The organism is Streptomyces sp. NPDC001532, from assembly GCF_040298625.1.
Lineage (GTDB): Bacteria > Actinomycetota > Actinomycetes > Streptomycetales > Streptomycetaceae > Streptomyces.
In genome coordinates, this window is sequence record NZ_JBEPAL010000005.1 from 202,731 (window position 1) to 223,235 (window position 20,505).

Annotated in this window: 15 protein-coding genes; 10 read left to right on the forward strand and 5 right to left on the reverse strand. The window is 72.5% G+C overall.

The window, feature by feature from the left end; genetic code table 11:
• Positions 1 to 197: 197 nt before the first annotated feature.
• The 8 genes from ABT232_RS07760 (at position 198) to ABT232_RS07795 (ending at position 10,834) form a co-directional block, all read left to right on the forward strand.
• Positions 198 to 4,079: a nitrate- and nitrite sensing domain-containing protein gene (locus ABT232_RS07760; protein WP_351837321.1), complete on the forward strand. Its 3,882-nt coding sequence runs from the start codon at positions 198 to 200 to the stop codon at positions 4,077 to 4,079.
• A gap of 9 nt (positions 4,080 to 4,088) precedes the next feature.
• Positions 4,089 to 4,502: a roadblock/LC7 domain-containing protein gene (locus ABT232_RS07765; RefSeq protein ID WP_190018698.1), complete on the forward strand. Its 414-nt coding sequence runs from the start codon at positions 4,089 to 4,091 to the stop codon at positions 4,500 to 4,502.
• 112 nt (positions 4,503 to 4,614) lie between these two features.
• Entirely contained in the window at positions 4,615 to 5,013 is a 399-nt protein-coding gene (locus ABT232_RS07770; RefSeq protein WP_351837323.1) for a DUF742 domain-containing protein, read from the forward strand.
• Positions 4,994 to 5,581 (forward strand): GTP-binding protein, encoded by a 588-nt coding sequence (locus ABT232_RS07775; RefSeq protein WP_351837326.1) that lies wholly within the window; start codon positions 4,994 to 4,996, stop codon positions 5,579 to 5,581. Before ABT232_RS07770 ends, ABT232_RS07775 begins: the two co-directional genes overlap by 20 nt.
• A gap of 387 nt (positions 5,582 to 5,968) precedes the next feature.
• Entirely contained in the window at positions 5,969 to 9,181 is a 3,213-nt protein-coding gene (locus tag ABT232_RS07780) for a sensor histidine kinase (protein WP_351837328.1), read from the forward strand.
• A gap of 10 nt (positions 9,182 to 9,191) precedes the next feature.
• On the forward strand, positions 9,192 to 9,605 hold the full coding sequence (locus tag ABT232_RS07785; RefSeq protein WP_004983065.1) for a roadblock/LC7 domain-containing protein: 414 nt from the start codon (positions 9,192 to 9,194) through the stop codon (positions 9,603 to 9,605).
• Positions 9,606 to 9,699: 94 nt separating this feature from the next.
• Positions 9,700 to 10,272 carry a DUF742 domain-containing protein gene (locus ABT232_RS07790; RefSeq protein WP_351837331.1) on the forward strand — a complete coding sequence of 191 codons (573 nt, stop codon included), beginning with the start codon at positions 9,700 to 9,702 and terminating at the stop codon, positions 10,270 to 10,272.
• Positions 10,253 to 10,834 (forward strand): GTP-binding protein, encoded by a 582-nt coding sequence (locus ABT232_RS07795; protein WP_351837333.1) that lies wholly within the window; start codon positions 10,253 to 10,255, stop codon positions 10,832 to 10,834. The genes ABT232_RS07790 and ABT232_RS07795 overlap by 20 nt, the downstream gene beginning before the upstream one ends.
• A 168-nt stretch (positions 10,835 to 11,002) precedes the next feature.
• Here the strand turns inward: ABT232_RS07795 and ABT232_RS07800 are convergent, their stop codons facing one another.
• The 4 genes from ABT232_RS07800 to ABT232_RS07815 all read right to left on the reverse strand — a co-directional run bounded on the left by ABT232_RS07800 (position 11,003) and on the right by ABT232_RS07815 (position 16,280).
• Positions 11,003 to 11,191: an acyl-CoA carboxylase subunit epsilon gene (locus tag ABT232_RS07800; RefSeq protein WP_351837336.1), complete on the reverse strand. Its 189-nt coding sequence runs from the start codon at positions 11,189 to 11,191 to the stop codon at positions 11,003 to 11,005.
• Between the two features lie 57 nt (positions 11,192 to 11,248).
• Entirely contained in the window at positions 11,249 to 12,832 is a 1,584-nt protein-coding gene (locus ABT232_RS07805; protein WP_351837339.1) for an acyl-CoA carboxylase subunit beta, read from the reverse strand.
• A 154-nt stretch (positions 12,833 to 12,986) separates the two neighbouring features.
• The gene (locus tag ABT232_RS07810; protein ID WP_450871955.1) at positions 12,987 to 15,368 is read right to left on the reverse strand and encodes a polysaccharide lyase 8 family protein; all 2,382 of its coding nucleotides are present in this window, start codon (positions 15,366 to 15,368) and stop codon (positions 12,987 to 12,989) included.
• Between the two features lie 72 nt (positions 15,369 to 15,440).
• Positions 15,441 to 16,280 carry an SDR family NAD(P)-dependent oxidoreductase gene (locus tag ABT232_RS07815; protein ID WP_450871956.1) on the reverse strand — a complete coding sequence of 280 codons (840 nt, stop codon included), beginning with the start codon at positions 16,278 to 16,280 and terminating at the stop codon, positions 15,441 to 15,443.
• 285 nt (positions 16,281 to 16,565) lie between these two features.
• Between ABT232_RS07815 and hpnR the strand changes: the two genes are divergently transcribed.
• Both hpnR and ABT232_RS07825 read left to right on the forward strand, forming a co-directional pair.
• Positions 16,566 to 18,044 (forward strand): hopanoid C-3 methylase HpnR, encoded by a 1,479-nt coding sequence (gene hpnR, locus ABT232_RS07820; RefSeq protein WP_351837345.1) that lies wholly within the window; start codon positions 16,566 to 16,568, stop codon positions 18,042 to 18,044.
• 94 nt (positions 18,045 to 18,138) lie between these two features.
• Positions 18,139 to 19,032 (forward strand): DMT family transporter, encoded by an 894-nt coding sequence (locus ABT232_RS07825; RefSeq protein ID WP_351837347.1) that lies wholly within the window; start codon positions 18,139 to 18,141, stop codon positions 19,030 to 19,032.
• Positions 19,033 to 19,166: 134 nt separating this feature from the next.
• Here the strand turns inward: ABT232_RS07825 and ABT232_RS07830 are convergent, their stop codons facing one another.
• Positions 19,167 to 20,471, reverse strand: coding sequence for a glycosyltransferase (locus tag ABT232_RS07830; protein ID WP_351837350.1), 1,305 nt, complete (start codon positions 20,469 to 20,471; stop codon positions 19,167 to 19,169).
• Positions 20,472 to 20,505: the final 34 nt, after the last annotated feature.

The following is a 20,505-nucleotide window of genomic DNA, read 5'->3' on the forward strand; positions in this document are numbered from 1 at the left end:
ACTGTGCTGGAATTCCACGGACCGCCGCAGGAACGAGCCGGCGCACCGGGCGCGACACCGCGCCGAGTGGCGGCGAGAAGGGGGAGCCAGCGCCGGTCACTCACGACCACCCGGGGACGTATTCAGGGCGTCCCCGACGACGCCGACACCGTCCTTCCGTTCGCGGAGGGACGCCTGGTCCAGAGGTTGCGACGCTAGTGCAGGGACGTTTCAAGAGGGATGGCAGCGCTTCGGCGGAGCCGGAGCCGCACGGCGGGACTGGCCCCATGGCCGGCAGCTCCTCGCCCCAGCACGCCCAGGGCCAGAGCCCGTCCGGTGACGGCGGTGCGCGCTCCGGGCGCCCCGGCACGTCCGCGCCCACGGGCCCGGCGAGCCCCGGTTCCGCGGCCAAGCCGCAGGGCCCGACCGGCCCCGGTCCGCGAATAGCCCTGCGCAACTGGCGGATCTCCACCCGCCTGGTCGCGCTGCTGACCCTCCCCGTGGTCGCGGCGACCTCGCTGGGCGCGCTGCGTATCAGCCAGTCCATGGACGACATGCAGCAGCTCGACAACATGAAGCTGCTGACGGACATGACCAAGCAGGCCACCGAGCTGGCCGCCGCGCTCCAGGAGGAGCGTGACAAGTCGGCCGGTCCGCTGGCGCACGGCTCGACCTCCAGCGCCATCACCGTCAAGGGCTACCGGGACAAGACCGACCGGGCCCTGAAGGCCTTCCTCGACTCCTCCGAGGAGATCGACAGCGCCAGCCGGGACGGCAACCTCCAGGGCGTCCGGGACAGCGTCGTCGGTCTGGCGCGCGACCTGATGACGCTCAACAAGGTCCGCAGCACGGCCTACGAGGCCAAGAACAACAACATGCAGACCGTCGAGGCCTACCACCGACTGATCGAGCACCTGCTCGACCTCTCGCAGGACATGGCCGAGGCGACCAGCAACCCCGAGATGATCCAGCGCACGCGTGCCCTGGCGGCCTTCTCCTCCGCCAAGGAGTACGCCTCCATCCAGCGCGCGATCCTCGCGGCGGCGCTGCCCGCGAACAAGACGACGTACGGCAACCTGTCCGCGAACGACCGCCTCTACGCGGAGTCGGCGCTGCAGAGCCAGAAGTCGGACATCAGCAGCTTCCGCAGCATCTACGGCGACGAGAACGCCGCCGAGCTGCTGCGGCCGATCGAAGAGAACAACGCCACCATCGAGGCCACCGACCTGTACGCGTCCCGCGCGTTCGGCCGGGCCGAGGGTCTGGACGGCCTGGACAAGCGGTCGTACCAGGACTGGGTGGACGACAGCTCGGCGAAGATCGAGCAGATGAAGAAGATCGAGCGCTCGCTGCTCGAGGAGATGGAGCAGAAGGCCCGCGAGCTGCGCAGCGAGTCGGAGCAGGAAGCGATCATCTCCGGTGCGCTGATCCTGCTCGTGCTCGGTGTGTCGCTGGTCGGCGCCTTCGTGGTGGCCCGCTCCATGATCCGCTCGCTGCGCCGGCTGGAGGACACCGCGACCAAGGTCGCCGCCGAGCGCCTGCCCGAGCTGGTCAAGCAGCTGTCCGAGTCCGACCCGCAGGACGTCGACACGTCCGTGGAGTCGGTCGGTGTGCACTCCCGGGACGAGATCGGCCGAGTGGCCGCGGCCTTCGACGACGTGCACCGCGAGGCGGTCCGCCTCGCCGCCGAGCAGGCCCTGCTGCGGGGCAACGTCAACGCGATGTTCACCAACCTCTCGCGCCGCTCCCAGGGTCTGATCCAGCGCCAGCTGTCGCTGATCTCCGAGCTGGAGTCCCGCGAGGCGGACCCGGACCAGCTGGCCTCGCTGTTCAAGCTGGACCACCTCGCCACGCGTATGCGCCGTAACGGTGAGAACCTCCTGGTCCTCGCGGGTGAGGAGCCCGGCCGGCGCTGGACCCGTCCGGTTCCGCTGGTCGACGTGCTGCGTGCCGCCGCGTCCGAGGTGGAGCAGTACGAGCGCATCGAGCTGGCCGCGGTGCCGACGACGCAGGTCGCCGGCCGGGTCGTCAACGACCTCGTGCACCTGCTCGCCGAGCTGCTGGAGAACGCCACCTCGTTCTCCTCGCCGCAGACCAAGGTCAAGGTCACCGGTCACGCCCTGCCCGACGGCCGGGTGCTGATCGAGATCCACGACACCGGTATCGGCCTGTCCCCGGAGGACCTGGCCGCGATCAACGAGCGGCTCGCCTCGCCTCCCACCGTGGACGTGTCGGTCTCCCGCCGCATGGGTCTGTTCGTGGTCGGCCGGCTGTCCCAGCGGCACGGCATCCGCATCCAGCTGCGCCCGTCGGACTCCGGCGGTACGACCGCGCTGGTCATGCTTCCCGTCGACGTCGCCCAGGGCGGCAAGAAGCCGCAGCCCAAGCAGGGCCAGGGCGCCGTCGGCTCCGGCGGTCCGGCCGCCGCGCAGGCCGCCGCGGGTGCCGCCGCGGCCCGCCGCCAGAACGGTGGCGCGCTCGGCGGCGGCGGCAACGCCGGTGCCCTGGGTGCCGGTGCGGGCGGCGGTGGGCTGCTCGGGGCCGGTCAGGGTCCGCGCGCCGCACTGCCGGGCCGGGACGCGGGCGGTCGCCCGGGTGGTCCCGGCGGCCAGGGCGGTCCCGGTGGCCAGGGTGCGCCGGGTGGCGCGCGCGGGCCGCAGGGCCAGGCTCCCCAGCAGGGCCGTCCGGCTCCGGCCGGGGCGGGTGCCCCGCAGGGCTTCCAGTCCGCCGGCCAGGGCGGTGCTCCGCAGCATCCGCAGTCCGCGGGCCAGGGCGGTGCGCAGGGTCAGGACTCCCGTGGCGGGAGGGCCGCCCAGCGCCAGAACGCCGGCCAGAACACGGGCGGCGAGCGCGGCCGGCGCGGTCAGCAGCCGCAGCTGCCGCCGCGCGGCGGCCCGCGCCCCGAGCTGCCGGGCGGCAACGCGCAGCCCCGCGTGCCCAGCTGGAGCGACGAGAACGCGCAGCCGCCGGTGGGACGTGCCTTGCCCGACGCCCCGCGCGGCCACGAGGAGCCGGACGTCTCGCAGACGTCCCGGATGCCGCGGATCGACGACCGCCAGGGCCCCGGTGCCACGGCGGAGATGCCGGCGATCCCGCGCGCCGAGGAGCAGCAGCTCCCCTCCGGCGGCGGTGACTTCGGCCGCCAGGGCGCGAACAACCAGCAGCAGACGGGCCAGTTCGCCCGCCCCGACCAGTACGGCAACACGGGCCAGTTCCCGGCCGCGCAGAGCTACGACAACGGCTCCACCGGCCAGTTCGCCGCCCCGCAGGGCTACGACAACGGCTCCACGGGCCAGTTCCCGGCGCAGCAGGGCTACGACAACGGCTCAACCGGCCAGTTCCCGGCGCAGCAGGGCTACGACAACGGCTCAACCGGCCAGTTCCCGGCGCAGCAGGGCTACGACAACGGCTCAACCGGCCAGTTCGGGATGCCCGCGCAGGACGGCTCGGGCACCGGGCAGCACGCGCTGCCCGACACCCGCCAGAACGCCCAGGGCCGGTTCGACCGGCCGCAGAACGACTTCGGTGCCCAGCGTGGTCCGCAGCGTCCGCAGCCGCGGCAGGGACGTCCGGAGCCGGAGGCGCTGCCGCCGGCGCCCGGCCCCGGTGACGGCCGTACGCCGCTGTACGACACGCTGGAGACCAACTGGTTCCACGGCCAGCAGGGCCAGCCGGGCCAGCCGCAGGGCCAGCAGGCTCAGCCGGCCCCGCAGGCCCGGCAGGAGCGGCCGCAGAGCAACGGCTCCGCGCCCGCCCCGGCCCCGCAGCAGCCGCAGGCCCCGACCGGACCGCAGCGCGCGGCCTCGGCGGCCTGGCGCAGCTCGCCGAACGACGACCTCGTGAAGCAGGCGGAGCGCGTACGGCAGCCCGCCGCGGGCGGGGTCACCACTTCCGGCCTGCCGCGCCGGGTGCCCCGGGCGAACCTCGTCCCGGGCACGGCTCAGCAGCAACCGAATCAGAGTGGTCCGCAGGTCTCGCGTGCTCCCCAGGACGTGCGCGGCCGGCTGACCAACCTCCGTCGGGGTATCGCACAGGGCCGTCAGGCCGGTTCGGGCCAGACGGGTAGCTTCCCGAGCCCCACTCACCCGCAGGAGCGTTAGTTGAGCCCGATGAGCCAGGCTGCACAGAACCTCAACTGGTTGATCACCAACTTCGTGGACAACACCCCCGGGGTGTCCCACACCGTCGTCGTGTCCGCCGACGGTCTCCTGCTGGCCATGTCCGAGGGCTTCCCGCGCGACCGTGCCGACCAGCTGGCGGCCGTCGCGTCCGGACTCACCTCGCTCACGGCCGGGGCCTCCCGGATCTTCGAGGGCGGCAGCGTGGCGCAGACCGTCGTCGAGATGGAGCGAGGATTCCTCTTCCTCATGTCCATCTCGGACGGCTCGTCACTGGCCGTCCTGGCGCACCCCGAGGCGGACATCGGCCTCGTCGGCTACGAGATGGCCCTTCTCGTGGACCGGGCGGGCGCGGTGCTCACCCCGGACCTGCGCGCCGAACTGCAAGGCAGTCTGCTCCACTGACCGACCCAAGATCCACCCGTCTCACCAAATCACCGTCCGGCCGACACAATCCCCCCACCGGCCCCCGTCAGACGGCTTGACTGACCGACTTGCTGTCCCGCCCGGAGGATTCATGACCCCGCCCACCGCCTCTCATGATCCGTACTCAGATCCGTACGGGGACGAGGGCGACCAGCCGCTGGTGCGTCCCTATGCGATGACCGGCGGCCGGACCCGGCCGCGCTACCAACTCGCCCTCGAGGCGCTGATCAGCACCACGGCCGACCCGGCAGCGCTCATGGGGCTGCTTCCCGAGCACCAGCGCATCTGCCATCTGTGCCGCGAGGTGAAGTCGGTCGCCGAGGTGTCGGCCCTCCTGGCCATGCCACTGGGTGTGGCCCGAATCCTGGTCGCGGACCTCGCCGAGGCCGGACTGGTCGCCGTCCACCAGCCGGGTGGCGACGAGAACAATGGCGGTGCGCCGGACGTGACACTGCTCGAAAGGGTGCTCAGTGGACTTCGCAAGCTCTAGCGGCGCGGTTGCTCCGGGGCGTTCCACCACGTCCGCGAAGATCGTGGTGGCAGGTGGCTTCGGCGTGGGCAAGACCACGTTCGTCGGCGCCGTCTCGGAGATCAACCCGCTGCGCACGGAGGCCGTCATGACGTCTGCTTCGGCGGGCATCGACGACCTCACCCACACCGGGGACAAGACCACCACCACGGTGGCCATGGACTTCGGCCGTATCACGCTGGACCAGGACCTGATCCTGTACCTGTTCGGCACACCGGGCCAGGATCGCTTCTGGTTCATGTGGGACGACCTGGTGCGCGGCGCCATCGGCGCGGTGGTGCTCGTGGACACCCGGCGTCTCGCCGACTGCTTCCCCGCGGTGGACTACTTCGAGAACAGCGGTCTGCCGTTCGTGGTCGCCCTCAACGGCTTCGACGGCCATCAGCCGTACCAGCCGGAGGAGGTCCGCGAGGCGCTCCAGATCGGACCCGACACCCCGATCATCACCACGGACGCCCGCCACCGCGCGGATGCCAAGTCCGCGCTGATCACGCTGGTCGAGCACGCGCTCATGGCGCGGCTGAAGTAGCACCGGCACGCGGGGGCCGACGGCGTTCGCCGTGGGAGTTCCGGCATGGACACCGAAGCCGACTGTGGCCTTTGACACGGTCGGCTCCGGTGTTCATAACGTTTCGGCAGAGGAATCCGCCGGGGCCGCCACGCGTCGCGGTCGGCTGGTGTCGCTGTGCGCACGAAGGCCCCGTCTTTTGACGGGGCTCGCTCTTTATGACCGTTTTATCTGCGGCTTACATCACGGGGAATCCCCGCTTTCCCATGTTTGGAAGAGCACTGGTCCACGTGCTGGAATGCCTGAACTGCCCAATAGTCAAAGCCGTACTCATCGGTCGATGGCGAACCGGGCTCTGAGACACTGCGGCACGACGTAGGTGCCGACCGCCGAGAGGTTGTTGGTCGAGTGAGGCGAAGCAAGAACGGTCCCGAGCCGCCCGCCCGGGGCAACTTCACCCCGCCGCCGCGCGGAGCGGCGTCCGCCCCCGTCGTGCCCGGTTCGGAGCCGACGGCCGCACCCGCTCCGAGCGGCGGCCGTTTCTCCCCGCGCAACTGGCGGGTGGCGACCCGGCTGAACGCGATCCTGCTCATACCCGTGGTGGTCGGCCTGGTCATGGGCGGCTTCCAGGTGAAGAGCTCGATCGACACCTGGCAGGAGGCCGAGGACGCGAAGAACACCGCGCGTCTGGTGCGGGCCTCCCTCACCTACGCCGACGCGCTCTACAAGGAGCGCGACACCACCGCCGCTCCCCTGCTCCAGGGCAAGGGCGCGGACGACGCGGATGTGATCGCCGCCCGCAAGGCGACCGACGAGGCCGCCGACGCGTTCGACGAGGCCGCCCAGAACATGCCCGCCAAGGCCGGCCTCGAACGCCGCCTGGAGCTGTTCCGCAAGGTGGAGCCCAAGCTCGACGCGCTGCGCCAGGCCGCGTACACCTCCCGCCTGAAGGGCGTGGACACCGAGGAGGGCTACGTCGCCGTCGCCCACCCGCTGATGGAGTTCGCCAACGAGCTCGGTCTGGGCACCGGCAACATCACCAGCTACGGCCGTACCGTCTACGCCATCTCGCTGACCAAGGCCGCGCTGTCGCTGGAGCGGTCCATCGGTATGCACCTCCTGGTCAAGCCGGGCCCCGGCACCGGTGACTTCGCCACCCAGCGGGTCTCGCTGTCCTCGTACGCCTACCTGGAGCGGATCGCTCGGGAGGAGTACATCGGCGGTGGCACCGAGGCCGACGCGGACAAGCTGGAAGCGGCCGAGAAGCAGGTGCTGACCGACGCCGCCGCACAGGCCAAGGACGCCTCCGCGCAGGACCCGAACTACAAGGCGCCGCCGTCCGACCCGACGAAGATGGTCGCGGCCGTCGCGGGTCTGAAGACGACCGCCCAGGCCGACCGGGACGCCATCGCCGCACTCGGCGTCACCCAGGCGAACTGGTGGGCGGTCAACACCCTCAAGTACGACGCCTACCGGACGATCGAGTCGGACCTCGCGGACGCCGCGGTGGCGGAGGCCTCGGACATCGCCGACGACGCCCGGACCGACGCGTTCATCATCGGCGCCGCCGTCGTGATCGCGCTGCTCGCCGCGTTCATCCTGGCCGCCATGGTGGCCCGCCAGATGAGCCGCTCGATGCGCCAGCTGCGCAACGCCGCCTTCGGCATCGCCGAGCAGCGTCTGCCGATGCTGGTCGACCAGCTCTCCCGCACCGACCCGGGCCGGGTCGACACCCGTGTCGCGCCCATCCCGATCGCGTCCACCGACGAGATCGGCGAGGTCGCCCGCGCCTTCGACCAGGTCCACCGCGAGGCGGTGCGGCTCGCCTCCGAGCAGGCGCTGCTGCGGGGCAACATCAACGCGATCTTCACCAACCTCTCGCGCCGCAACCAGTCGCTGATCGAGGGCCAGCTGACCCTCATCACCGACCTGGAGAACAACGAGGCCGACCCGGACCAGCTGGAGAACCTGTTCCGCCTGGACCACCTGGCCACCCGTATGCGCCGCAACGGCGAGAACCTGCTGGTCCTCGCCGGCGAGGAGCCCGGCCGCCGCTGGGACCAGCCGGTTCCGCTGGTCGACGTGGTGCGCGCCGCCTCCTCCGAGGTGGAGCAGTACGAGCGCATCGAGATCTCCGGTGTGCCGGAGGCCGAGATCCACGGCCGTGCCGTGACCGACCTCGTGCACCTGCTGGCCGAGCTGCTGGAGAACGCCACCACGTTCTCCTCGCCGCAGACCAAGGTGCGCGTCACCGCGACCCGTCTCCCGGACGGCCGCGTGATGATCGAGATCCACGACAAGGGCATCGGCCTGACGGCCGAGGACTTCGCGGACATCAACCACAAGCTGGCCAACCCGCCGACCGTGGACGCCGCGATCTCGCAGCGCATGGGTCTGTTCGTGGTCGGCCGGCTGTCCGACCGGCACGGCATCCGTGTCCAGCTGCGCCCGTCGGGCGAGCAGGCCGGAACCACCTCGCTGGTCATGCTGCCGGACGCGATCACGCACGGTGGTGGTGGCGAAGGCGCCGTGGACCGCGAGGAGTTCACCGTCTCGCAGATCATCCCGGAGCAGCAGTTCCAGGGTGGCGAGGACTTCGGCGGCCAGCCGATGCGCACCGCCGCCGAGCTGGGCTTCGACGACACCGCCTACACCCAGGTCCCGGACGACCTCCGCGACCTGGACCCGGTCGGCCGCTCCCTGACCCGGGAGGGACGCCGCCAGGCCCTGGAGGCGCAGACCCACGGTCAGCAGCCCGGCCAGGACAACGCTGGTGAGACCGCGTACGGCACGGACGGCTTCGACAACGGCCAGGGCTACGACAACGGCCAGGGCGGCTACGCCGAGCAGTCCGGTTACGGTCAGCAGCAGGCGTACGAGGAGCAGCAGCAGCCGTCGTACGACGAGCCGTACTTCGCGCAGGACGGCGGGCTGTCGCAGAACGACGGTTTCCCGTCGGTCGGCGGCTATCCGGAACCGCAGTATGCGGAGCCGGGGCACGACGACCGGTCCGGCGCCCAGGCCACCGGCCCGGAGAACTACTCGGGCTTCGAAGAGCAGTCCTACCAGGCCGACTGGCAGCAGCAGGACGGTTACCAGAACGGCTACCAGGACCAGTACGCTCCCGAAGCGGAATCTGTGCAGGCCGCTGACGCGGGTCAGCGGGACCACGTAGGCTTCGACCGTCCGGGACCGGCTCCCACGGCCGGCCACCAGCTGACCGACGCGGGGCTTCCCCGCCGTGGCTCCGCCGGGGGCGGCGCCCCCGGCGGCGCGCAGCAGGTGCGCCGCGAGGCACCGGCCCCCGCCCCGCAGAACGACGGCGGTGACGGCTGGCGCTCGGCGAACGACGAGCGGTGGCAGCAGGCCTCGCAGCTTCGGAAGCCCAAGGCGGGCGGAGTGACCTCCTCCGGCCTGCCGCGGCGGGTACCCAAGGCCAACCTGGTCGAGGGTGCCGCGGAGTCGACTCCGCAGGGAGGCCCACAGGTCTCCCGCGCTCCCGAGGACGTCCGGGGCAGGCTGAGCAACCTGCGCCGGGGTGTGCAGCGGGGACGCACCGCAGGAAGTGAAACGAACGGCCAGGGCTTCGGTCCTGACAGCACCTACAACCAGGAGCGTTAGTGTGAGCCCGATGAGCCAGGCGGCACAGAACCTGAACTGGTTGATCACCAACTTCGTGGACAACACCCCCGGGGTGTCCCACACCGTGGTGGTCTCCGCCGACGGACTCCTTCTGGCGATGTCCGAAGGCTTCCCCCGCGACCGTGCCGACCAGCTCGCGGCCGTCGCCTCCGGTCTGACCTCGCTGACGGCCGGGGCCTCCCGGATCTTCGAGGGCGGCAGCGTGAATCAGACGGTTGTGGAGATGGAGCGAGGATTCCTCTTCATCATGTCCATTTCCGACGGGTCGTCCCTCGCGGTTCTGGCCCACCCGGAAGCGGACATCGGTCTCATTGGGTACGAGATGGCCCTTCTCGTGGACCGCGCGGGCACGGTTCTGACCCCGGATCTCCGTGCGGAGCTCCAGGGGAGCCTTCTCAACTAACAGACAGACGGTGCGTTTTCGCGTCCCGGGGCCGTAAGGTTTCGGGACGCGGCTCCACACGGATGGGTGCCCGGTGCAGTCGGAGGAGGAGAAAGTGGCAACACCCCCAGGCGGTTCGTCTTCGGGAAACTGGTCGTACGGCCCTGCCCAGGGCCAGAACGACGGTTCCCAGAACCGGTACAACTTCCCCTCCACCCCGAGCCACCGGCAGCCGTACGCGCCGCAGGGCCCCGGCCCCGCGCCGTACGACCAGCCGCAGGCACCGCGCATCCAGCCTGTGCAGCCGCAGCGCCGCACCCCTGAGCCGGCGCCCGCCGGGGCGTCGAACAACCCCCTGGTGCGCCCGTACGCGATGACGGGCGGCCGCACCAGGCCGCGCTACCAGCTCGCCATCGAGGCACTGGTGCACACCACCGCGGCTCCGCACCAGATGCAGGGTCAGCTGCCCGAGCATCAGCGGATCTGCAACCTCTGCCGTGAGATCAAGTCGGTGGCCGAGATCTCGGCCCTGCTGACGATCCCTCTCGGCGTGGCCAGGATCCTCGTCGCCGACTTGGCGGAGGCGGGCCTGGTCGCCATCCATCAGCCCGGCGGCGACGAGAGCGCCGGCGGCCAGCCAGACGTGACACTGCTCGAAAGGGTGCTCAGTGGACTTCGCAAGCTCTAGCGGCGGTCCTTCCCGCTCCACCACCTCCGCGAAGATCGTGGTGGCGGGCGGCTTCGGCGTGGGCAAGACCACGTTCGTCGGCGCCGTCTCGGAGATCAACCCGCTGCGCACGGAGGCCGTCATGACGTCTGCTTCGGCGGGCATCGACGACCTCACCCACACCGGGGACAAGACCACCACCACGGTGGCCATGGACTTCGGCCGTATCACGCTGGACCAGGACCTGATCCTGTACCTCTTCGGTACGCCCGGCCAGGATCGCTTCTGGTTCATGTGGGACGACCTGGTGCGCGGCGCCATCGGCGCGGTGGTGCTCGTGGACACCCGGCGTCTCGCCGACTGCTTCCCCGCGGTGGACTACTTCGAGAACAGCGGTCTGCCGTTCGTGATCGCCCTCAACGGCTTCGACGGCAACCAGCCGTACCAGCCGGAGGAGGTCCGCGAGGCGCTCCAGATCGGCCCGGACACCCCGATCATCATCACCGACGCCCGCCACCGCGCGGACGCGAAGTCGACCCTCATCACGCTGGTCGAGCACGCGCTGATGGCGCGTCTGCGGTAACGCTCCGCTCTTCGACAGCCCCCGGCGGCCACTGGGCCGCCGGGGGCTGTCGCTTGCCGGCTGCGGCTCGGCTCGCGGGTGGCTGGTCGCCCGGTTCCCCGCGCCCCCTGGGCAGACGGAAGGGCCCCTCTCCTGTGAGAGGGGCCCTTCCGTGTCCTGCCTGCCGGTTCAGCGCCAGCTGTGCGGGGCGCGGAAGCCGGACTCGCGCTCCAGGCGCCGCCAGCGGGCCTTGGCGCGGGCACGGTGGGTCGGGGCGGGGGTGTGGGCGGCCGCGCGGGCCAGGAGGATCGCCGTGAGGGCGGCGACCTCCTCGGGCTCGGCGTGGCCCTTCTCGACGCGAATGTCGGGGAGGTTCATGGGTGTCAGTCTCCGTGGGTGAGGGGTCCGCGGGGTTGCCGCGGTGGTACCGCCGGGTTACTGCGGGGGGTTGCCGTGCTTGCGGGAGGGCAGGTCGGCGTGCTTGGTGTGCAGCATCGCCAGGGACTTGATCAGCACCTCACGGGTCTCCGCCGGGTCGATGACGTCGTCGACCAGGCCGCGCTCCGCGGCGTAGTACGGGTGCATCAGCTCGGACTTGTACTCCTTCACCATCCGCGCGCGCATCGCCTCGGGGTCGTCGGCCTCGGCGATCTGGCGGCGGAAGATGACGTTCGCGGCGCCCTCGGCGCCCATCACGGCGATCTCGTTGGTCGGCCAGGCGTAGGTGAGGTCGGCACCGATGGACTGGCTGTCCATGACGATGTAGGCGCCTCCGTAGGCCTTGCGCAGGATCAGCGAGATCCGCGGCACGGTGGCGTTGCAGTAGGCGTAGAGCAGCTTCGCGCCGTGCCGGATGATCCCGCCGTGCTCCTGGTCGACGCCCGGGAGGAAGCCGGGGACGTCGAGGAAGGTGATGATCGGGATGTTGAAGGCGTCGCACATCTGGACGAAGCGCGCGGCCTTCTCCGAGGCCTCGATGTCCAGGACTCCGGCGAGCGCCTGCGGCTGGTTGGCGACGATGCCGACGACCTGGCCGTCGAGGCGGGCCAGGGCGCAGATGATGTTGCGCGCCCAGCGCTCGTGGATCTCCAGGAACTCGCCGTCGTCGACGATCTCCTCGATCACCTTGGCCATGTCGTACGGCCGGTTGCCGTCCGCCGGGACCAGGTCGAGCAGCAGGTCGGAGCGGCGGTCGACCGGGTCGGACGACTCGGAGCGCGGCGGGTTCTCGCGGTTGTTCTGCGGGAGCAGCGAGAGGAGGTAGCGCACCTCGGCGATGCACGTCTCCTCGTCGTCGTAGGCGAAGTGGCTCACGCCGGAGGTCTCGGCGTGCACATCGGCGCCGCCCAGGCCGTTCTGGGTGATCTCCTCGCCGGTGACCGCCTTGACGACGTCGGGGCCGGTGATGAACATCTGGGACGTCTCACGGACCATGAAGACGAAGTCCGTCAGCGCCGGGCTGTAGGCCGCGCCGCCGGCGCACGGGCCGAGCATCACGCTGATCTGCGGGATGACGCCGGACGCCTTGGTGTTGCGCTGGAAGATGCCGCCGTAACCGGCGAGGGCGGAGACGCCCTCCTGGATACGGGCGCCCGCGCCGTCGTTCAGCGACACCAGCGGGGCCCCGGCCGCGATGGCCATGTCCATGATCTTGTGGATCTTGGTGGCGTGGGCCTCGCCGAGGGCGCCGCCGAAGATCCGGAAGTCATGGGCGTAGACGAAGACCGTCCGGCCCTCGACCGTGCCCCAGCCGGTGATGACACCGTCGGTGAACGGCTTCTTGGCCTCCAGGCCGAAGCCGGTCGCCCGGTGCCTGCGGAGCTGTTCGACCTCCCGGAAGGAACCGGGGTCGAGCAGCAGTTCGATACGCTCCCGGGCGGTCAGCTTGCCCTTGGCGTGCTGCGCCTCGGTCGCCTTCTCGCTCGGGCCCGCCAGTGCCTGCGCACGGATCTCGTGCAGCTCGGCCACCCGGCCGCGCGCGTCCGTCGGCTCACCCGTCGCCTCATCCAAAACGGTCATGTAGCGACCTTACGAAGGAGACCAAGGATTGCGAGCCGTCGACTCCGTACAGTCTCCGGCTCGTTTTCCTGGTACCCCTGAACAGAACCTCCGAGCTGTGCAGGCTTTCCAACTGCTCAGGGGGGCTGACCGTTGTAGGGCTCTCACAAATCCATCAGCCGAGAGCCACCTCACATTCATGCGTGGCACATGCCATCCCCGGAGTGACACGCAGCCGCAGCCGGCGTCCGGTGGCGAGGATCGCGACCGTCTCGTCGGCCCGGATCACCCCGCGCACCGGACGGTCCCAGACGATCTCCAGCGGTACACCCGTACGAGGTGGTTCGCTGACGGAGAGGCTAGCCGTACGGCCGTGGCGGCGGACCAGCACGGTCGCCCCGGCGGACGCGCCGAGCGGGCCCGCCCGTCCCGGGCGCCAGAAGACGGCGGCCGTCAGGCCGAGCGACGGCACCGCGACCGCCTGCCGGCCGGCGTCGTTGGCGAGCACAGTCAGCCACCCCCGGTCGGCGGCGCGGGCGGCGACCGTGCCGCGGGCGGCGCCCGGCATGAGCACGTACACGTAGTCGGCGTCCGCCGGGTCGGTGCCGTGGTCGAGCCAGAGGGTCTGCCAGCGCCGGGTGCGCCGCTCGGTGGCGCTGGTGGTGTTGATGTCGGACCAGGCGCCGGTGCGGTCCTCGCGCAGGGCGCGCAGCCGGCCGTACGGGACGATCCAGCCGCCGTGGCCCTCCAGGTGCGCCCAGCCGGGGCCGCGGACGAAGGCCTGGGTGCCGCCCTCGCCGAGGTTGCGGTTGTCGACGACCGTCTCGACCGGGACGCCGTCCGCGCAGGTGATGCCGGCGCCGAGGCAGACCACCGCGTCGGCGAGGAAGAACCAGGACTTGCGGGCCTGAAGGGTCGAGCCGAGGCCCTTGAGATGCTGGCCGACGGCCGCGAACTCGCCGTCCGTGGTGCCGCCGACCCAGCGGACGTCCGGCCTGGGCTCGCCCCACTCGCCGCCGGCGCGGTCGGGCAGCCGCCGGGTGGAGACGGTGGTGCCGGGCAGGCGGTACCAGTCGACGGTCGGCCAGTACCAGTCGGTGTACTGGTCGCCGAGGCCGGGCGCCCACCAGGACAGCATCCCGGCGCCGGTGTGCCAGCCGCGTGGGTTCTCCCCGTTGCCGCACTCGTAGTACGCGATCCGGTCGCTCGCCATGGCGAGGCCCGCGGTGAAGGCGGGCCGGCGGTGCACCGCGCGGTCCATGGCCGCGAAGAGGTGATGGCCGACGGGCTCGGGGGCGGCCGGGACGGGGGCGGCGGCGATCGTGTGCAGCCGCGCCAGATCGGCCACGTCGAACTGGCGCGCGGTGAGCAGCGGGCTCACGGTGTCGCGCTCGATCCAGCCCTTGACGGCGGCGTACCAGCGCTCCCGCTCGGCGGGGCTCGCGCCCTGGGCGAGGAGGGCGATGGCGGCGATGATCCCCTGCCCGTGGAAGTGGTCGCCGCGCATCACCCGCCGCTCGTCGCTCCTGAGGAGCCCCCGGCTGATGGCCCGCCCGTTGACCATGTCCATCACCAGACCGTCGTGGATCAGCGGGGCGTAGGCGCGCTCGACGCTGTCCAGGACGATCTGCCGGGCGGGGTCGGTGACCTCCCAGGCGGAGCCGGCGAGCAGGGCGAGGAGCCGGCCGAGGCCGTCGAGCAGGACCTGGCCGTAGGTGCCGGAGTAGGCGACCCAGGTGTGCTGGACGAACGATCCGTCGGCGTACAGGCCGTCGCCCCGGGTGACGTACGGGAAGACCGGCGAGAGCGCGTCCCGGGCGAGCGCGATCCGGTCCGGGGCGCGGCCGAGGATGCCGCGCACGGCGACCGAGCGGCACAGGTCGACCCGGTTGGCGCCGGTGGAGGTGCCGGAGTAGTCGGCGAACATCGTGTCCGGGACGAAGTGGTCGACGGCGGCGCAGGCCGCGGCGATCCGGGCCTCGCCCAGCCGCTCGTACAGGGCGGCCGTGATGTCCGTCAGCAGCCGCGGGCTGCCGATCTGCCACTCCCACCAGTTGCCGTAGCGGGTGGTGCCCGGGTGGTAGACGGTGGCGGCGAGGTGGTCGAGGCCGCGCAGGACGGCGGTGAGGAGGTCCGGGTCGCCGGTGGCGCCGGTGCCCGGCTGGACGTAGGCCCGGGTCATCGTCCACAGGCGGCTGTAGCTGCGGGTGATGCCGGCCGGCGGGTCGAAGGGGGCGTCCGGCCACAGGGAGTTCGGCGGCGGCGCCGCGGGCAGCGTGGCGGCGAAGCCGCGGGCGAGCTCGCCGGTCTCGGCGAGGCGGGCGGCGTACGGCTCGGCCGTGGGGTCGTAGCCGCTGCCGAGGGTGAGATCGAGCCAACGGCGGCGCAGGGTGTCGTACGGGTCGGCGTCGGCGGCGGTGTCGGTGTCGGCGTCGGTGCGGGGGCCGGCGGCGGCCCGCGCGGCGGCGGGGCGGGCGGCGGCGGCCATGGCCAGGCCGGTGGCGAGGAGGACGGCTCTGCGGCTCGGCAGGGCACGGCGTAAGGACGTCATGTTCATGCCCTCTAGCAGCGGAAGGCGGGCGGGGGAACCGCCGCGGGAGCGTTCGCTCGGGCCGATGCGACGCGCCACTCAGCCGAATCGGTGCAGCAGCCGCCGGTACAGCCCCGGCGCCAGGCCCCGCACCCGGCCCGGCAGGGACATCCAGCCCGGCACATAGACCTCGTCCCGCTCCCGGCGGACCGCCTCCCACACCGTGCGGGCGACGCTGTCCGGCGAGGTGGGGCGAGGCCGCGAGCGGCGGTACGGGGTGCCGCGGCGGGCGAAGAACTCCGTGTCCACCGGACCCGGCACCACCAGCGTCACCCCCACCCCGGTGCCCCGCACCTCCTGCCGCAGCGCGTCCGCGAACGCGGCCACCCCCGCCTTGGCCGCCGAGTACACCGCCTCCTCACGCACCCCGACACAGCCCGCGATCGAGCCGACCAGCACCACCCGGCCCCGGCCCGCCTCCACCATCGCCGGCAGCACCTCCCGGACCAGGTGCAAGGTGGCGGCCAGGTCCACCCCGAGGACCCCGTCGATCGCGTCGTGCGGCATGGCGGCGAACGGGCCCGCCCAGCCGATGCCCGCCCCCGCCACCAGCACGTCCACCCGCCCCGTCGCCGCCAGCGCGGAGCGGGCCAGCAGCCGCGGCCCGCCCGGGACGGCGAGGTCCGCGGGCAGTACGTCGGCCGAGGCGCCGACGGCCGTCTCGGCCAGCCGGTCCCGGTCCCGGCCGCTCAGCAGCAGATGCCAGCCGCCCTCGGCGAACCGGCGGGCGGTGGCGGCGCCGATGCCCGAGGAGGCACCGGTGACCAGGCAGACCGGCCGGTCGTGGCGCGGCGGCCGAAGAGCCTGCGCCGCGGCCGGGGCGGGTCGGGCGGGCACGGCGCTCGCCCGTGGATCGGAGGTGGAGCCGGTGTGGGTCACGGGTCGGTCTCCCTGCGCAGTTCGTCCGGTTTTCCGGGCCTCGCTCTCCAGGACACCGCCGAAGCCGTCACCGGCGCCAGTTCTGCGGTCCGTCCGCCGCCGTCGGCTCACCCGAACCGGCGGGTACGGGCGCGCACGCCTCACGTGGGTCAGGGCGCCCCCGGCACCCGGTCTCCCGCACGGCGGAACCACCCCTGCGTGCCGCTCGGTGCCGCCAGGCGGAGGTACGGGCGGTGCACGACCCGGGATCGCCGGGATACGAAGGGGAGACCTCCGGAGGTGACCATGCGTGTGCTCCTCGTCCACCCCAGCGCCCTGATGTACTCCGAGATCTTCCTGCGCCTCGAACCCCTCGGCCTCGAACGGGTCGCCGGCGCGGCGCGTATCGCCGGGCACGACGTCCGGGTCGTGGACCTCCAGGTGCTCGGCCCCGACCGGCTGCGCGCCGAGGTGCGGTCCTTCAGGCCCGAGGCGCTGGGCGTCTCGCTGAACTACCTCGCCAACATCCCCGAGGCGATCGAACTCGCCGCGCAGGTGAAGCGGGCCGTGCCGGGCTGCTTCGTCTTCTTCGGCGGGCACAGCGTGTCCTTCGTCGCCGAGGAGGTGCTCGAACAGGCGCACGGCGCGGTCGACGCGGTGGTCCGCGGCGAGGGCGAACCGGCGATCGGGCCGCTGCTGGCGGCGATCCGCGACGGGGGCGTCGAGGGGGTGCCCGGGGTCGTCACGGCGGCGGGGCGCGGGCCCGCGCCACTGATGCTGCACAGCATCGACGGGCCGCCGCCGGCGCGGGACCTGATGCGCAACCGGCGCCGCTACTTCATCGGCGAGCTGGACCCGTGCGCGTCCATCGAGTTCACCCGCGGCTGCCCCTGGGACTGCTCCTTCTGCTCGGCGTGGACGTTCTACGGCCGCAGCTACCGCAAGGCCACCCCCGAGGCGGCCGCCGCCGAGCTGGCCTCCATCCGCGAACCCAACGTGTTCATCGTGGACGACGTGGCGTTCATCCGGCCCGAGCACGGCAACGCGATCGCCGCGGAGGTGGAGCGGCGGCGGATCCGCAAGCGGTACTACCTGGAGACGCGCAGCGATGTGCTGCTGCGGCATCCGGAGGTGTTCGAGCGGTGGGCGCGGCTCGGGCTGAAGTACATGTTCCTCGGCATGGAGGCGATCGACGCGGAGGGGCTGGACCTGTTCCGCAAGCGGATCAGCCCCGACGAGAACTTCAAGGCGCTGGAGACCGCGCGGCGCATGGGCATCCAGGTCGCCATCAACCTGATCGTCGACCCCGCGTGGGACGAGGAACGGTTCCGGGTGGTGCGGGAGTTCGCGCTGTCGGTACCGGAGATCGTGCACTTCACCGTGATGACGCCGTACCCAGGTACGGAGATCTGGCACACCGAGTCGCGCCGGCTCACCACCCGCGACTACCGCCTCTTCGACATCCAGCACGCCGTGGTCCCCACCACGCTGCCGCTGGGCCGGTTCTACGAGGAGCTGGTGCGCACCCAGGCGGTCATCAACCGCAAGCACCTCGGGGTACGGACCGCCTTCGGCGCGGCGGCGGTGCTGGGCCGCAATCTGCTGCACGGGCAGACCAACTTCGCCCGGATGCTGTGGAAGTTCAACCAGGTCTACAACCCGCGGCGCCAGCTCGCCGACCATCTGATGCCGGTGCGCTACGAACTGCCGCTGCCGCAACGCGTCGACGTCGGCGACCGGCGCAAGCTGTACGTGCACACGCGGGACCGCGAGACGACCGAGTGACAGTCACCGGGTGAGAGCCACCGGGTGAGAGTCACCGGGTGACGGTGACGGGGTGACGACGACTCAGTAGGCCGACCGGAGGGGCTGCCGACCGATGGCGATCGCCGTGCTCGCCGCGCTCGCCGCCGGCGCCTGCTTCGCCGTCGCCGGGCTGCTCCAGCAGTGGGCCGCGGGGGCGCGCCCGGACGACGAGGCGCTGCGGCTGCGGCTGCTCGGCGGGCTGGCCCGCGATCCGCTGTGGCTGGGCGGCATCGCGCTGGCGGTGCTCGCGTACGGGTTCCAGTCGCTGGCGCTGGCGTTCGGTCCGCTGAGTCTGGTGCAGCCGCTGATCGTCGCGGAGCTGGTGTTCGCGGTGCCGCTGTCGGCACGGCTGCACCGGATGCGGCTGGGCCGCCGGGAGTGGCTCGGCACGGCCGCGGTGGCCGTCGGGCTGGCGGCGGCCCTGGTCACGGCCCGGCCGCACGGGGGCCGGCCGGCGTCCGCGAGCCCGCTCGCCTGGCTGCTGATCCTCGGCGCCACCCTCGCCGTGGTCTGCGCCGCCCTGGCCGCCGCCCGGCGGCTGACCGGGCCCTGGCGGGCCTCGGCGACGGCGCTGGCGGCCGGGGTGGTCATGGGCACCCAGTCCGTCCTGCTCGCGGCGACCGTGGACCGGCTGCGGCACGGCCTCGGCGCGGCGCTGTCCGCCTGGCAGACCTACGCGCTGGTGGTGGCCTCGCTCGGCGGCCTGCTCCTCATCCAGACGGCGTTCCAGCAGGGCCCGCTGGCCGCGAGCATGACGGTCCTCGACGCGACCGAGCCGGTGGTCGCGGTGACCGTCGGCACGGCCGTCTTCGGCGAGTCGATCACCATGTCCTGGCCGCTCAGCGCCCTCACCCTGACCGGCCTGCTCCTGGCCGTCACGGGCATCGCCACCCTGGACTCGTCCCCGGTGGTGGCGGCGTTGCACGAACGGAGGGGGCGGGTGGAGGACGGTTCCAGGCGGACGTGAACCGGGGCGGAGGGGGCGCGCTCCGCCGGAACCCGGCCCCCGCCCTCAGCGCTCCGGACCCACCCCCCGCCGTCAGCGCTCCTCCCGGACCCAGCCCCCGCCCTCAGCGCTCCGCCCGAACCCGGCCCCCGCCCTCAGCGCTCCGAACCCAGCCCCCGCCCCCACCGCTCCTCCCGGACCCACAGCGGCAGAAGGTCCTCCCGCAGGACCCGGTCCCAGCTCGGGTGGGTCTCGCGGGCGGTCGCGGCGGCTCTGCGGCCCATGCCGGTGAGGCGGGCCGGGTCGGTGAGAAGGGTGCTGAGGGCCGCGGCCCAGGCGTGCGGGGTGTCCACGGGGACGATCACGCCGTCCTCGCCGGGGGCCGTCAGCCAGCGGGTGGTGCGGGCGCCCGCCGGGAGGAGGACGGGCAGGCCGCTGGCCATGGCCTCGGCGACGGCGTTGCCGCAGGTCTCGGTGCGGGACGGGAAGGCGAAGAGGTCGCAGCCGGCGTAGACGCGCGCCAGGCGGTCCTGCGGAAGGGGGCCGAGCAGGGTGACGTCGGGGGCGAGGGAGCGCCGGACGGGCTCGGCCTCGGTGCCCGCGCCCGCCAGGACCAGGTGGACGGGCAGTCCCCCGGCGCGCAGCAGGCGCACGCTGTCGGCGAGCAGCGGCAGGCCCTTGGAGGCGTCCAGCCGGCCGGCGAAGAGGATCAGCGGGCGGTCGGCGGGGATGCCGTGGGCGCGGGTCAGTTCCGTGCGGGCGGCGGGGTCGGGGTGGAAGCGGGTGTGGTCGATGCCGCGGCGCAGCAGGGCGACGCGGTGGGCGCCGAGGACGGGGACCAGTTCGGCGCAGCCCGCCGGGGTGGGCGCGAGGACGCGTTCGCAGGCGTTCAGGAGGCGGTCCCGGCGTCGGCGCAGCCGGCGCTCGGCACCGCGCGCGAGCGGCTCGGCCGCGGCGGGCAGCCGGCGGGCGGCCAGGTAGCGGGCGTAGACGGCGGCGAGGGCGGGGACGTCGGTGTGCACGGAGGCCACCAGGCGTGGTGCCGGGCCGCCGCGGCGGGCGGTGCGGCGGGCCAGGCGGACGGCGGTGGCGGCGTAGGCGAAGCCGTGGGTGAGGTGCCAGACGTCGTGGCGGGGCAGCAGGGCGGCGAGCCTCGGGTGGTAGGGGGCGAGGTCGGTGACGTCCTCGGCGCCGCGGGCGGAGGTGAGGGCGCCGGAGCCGAGCACGGGGCGGAGCATGACGAGGCGGACGTGGGGCGAGAGGGCCTCGACGCGCTCCTGGGTACCCAGGTAGTACACCGTCAGGTCCAGCTCGGGCGCGGTGTGCGGCAGCCGGGCGGCGCTCTCCGCGAAGCGCTCCCAGCACTTGACGTGGCCGCCCGATGTGCCGCTGCGCATCAGCTCGACCAGGACCGCGACCGAGGTCACGGGCGCCGAGTACCACTCGTAGGAGTGATCCAACCGTATGACCTCGCCCTAGATGTTGAATGTTGAA

What these genes read in the sequence shown, in the direction of transcription:
- ABT232_RS07765 (WP_190018698.1), top strand. Translation starts at nt 4,089, where the DNA reads ATGAGCCAGGCTGCACAGAACCTCAACTGGTTGATCACCAACTTCGTG.
- ABT232_RS07770 (WP_351837323.1), top strand. Translation starts at nt 4,615, where the DNA reads ATGACCCCGCCCACCGCCTCTCATGATCCGTACTCAGATCCGTACGGG.
- ABT232_RS07785 (WP_004983065.1), top strand. Translation starts at nt 9,192, where the DNA reads ATGAGCCAGGCGGCACAGAACCTGAACTGGTTGATCACCAACTTCGTG.
- ABT232_RS07800 (WP_351837336.1), bottom strand. Translation starts at nt 11,191, where the DNA reads ATGAACCTCCCCGACATTCGCGTCGAGAAGGGCCACGCCGAGCCCGAG.
- ABT232_RS07805 (WP_351837339.1), bottom strand. Translation starts at nt 12,832, where the DNA reads ATGACCGTTTTGGATGAGGCGACGGGTGAGCCGACGGACGCGCGCGGC.
- ABT232_RS07810 (WP_450871955.1), bottom strand. Translation starts at nt 15,368, where the DNA reads ATGAACATGACGTCCTTACGCCGTGCCCTGCCGAGCCGCAGAGCCGTC.
- hpnR (WP_351837345.1), top strand. Translation starts at nt 16,566, where the DNA reads ATGCGTGTGCTCCTCGTCCACCCCAGCGCCCTGATGTACTCCGAGATC.
- ABT232_RS07825 (WP_351837347.1), top strand. Translation starts at nt 18,139, where the DNA reads ATGGCGATCGCCGTGCTCGCCGCGCTCGCCGCCGGCGCCTGCTTCGCC.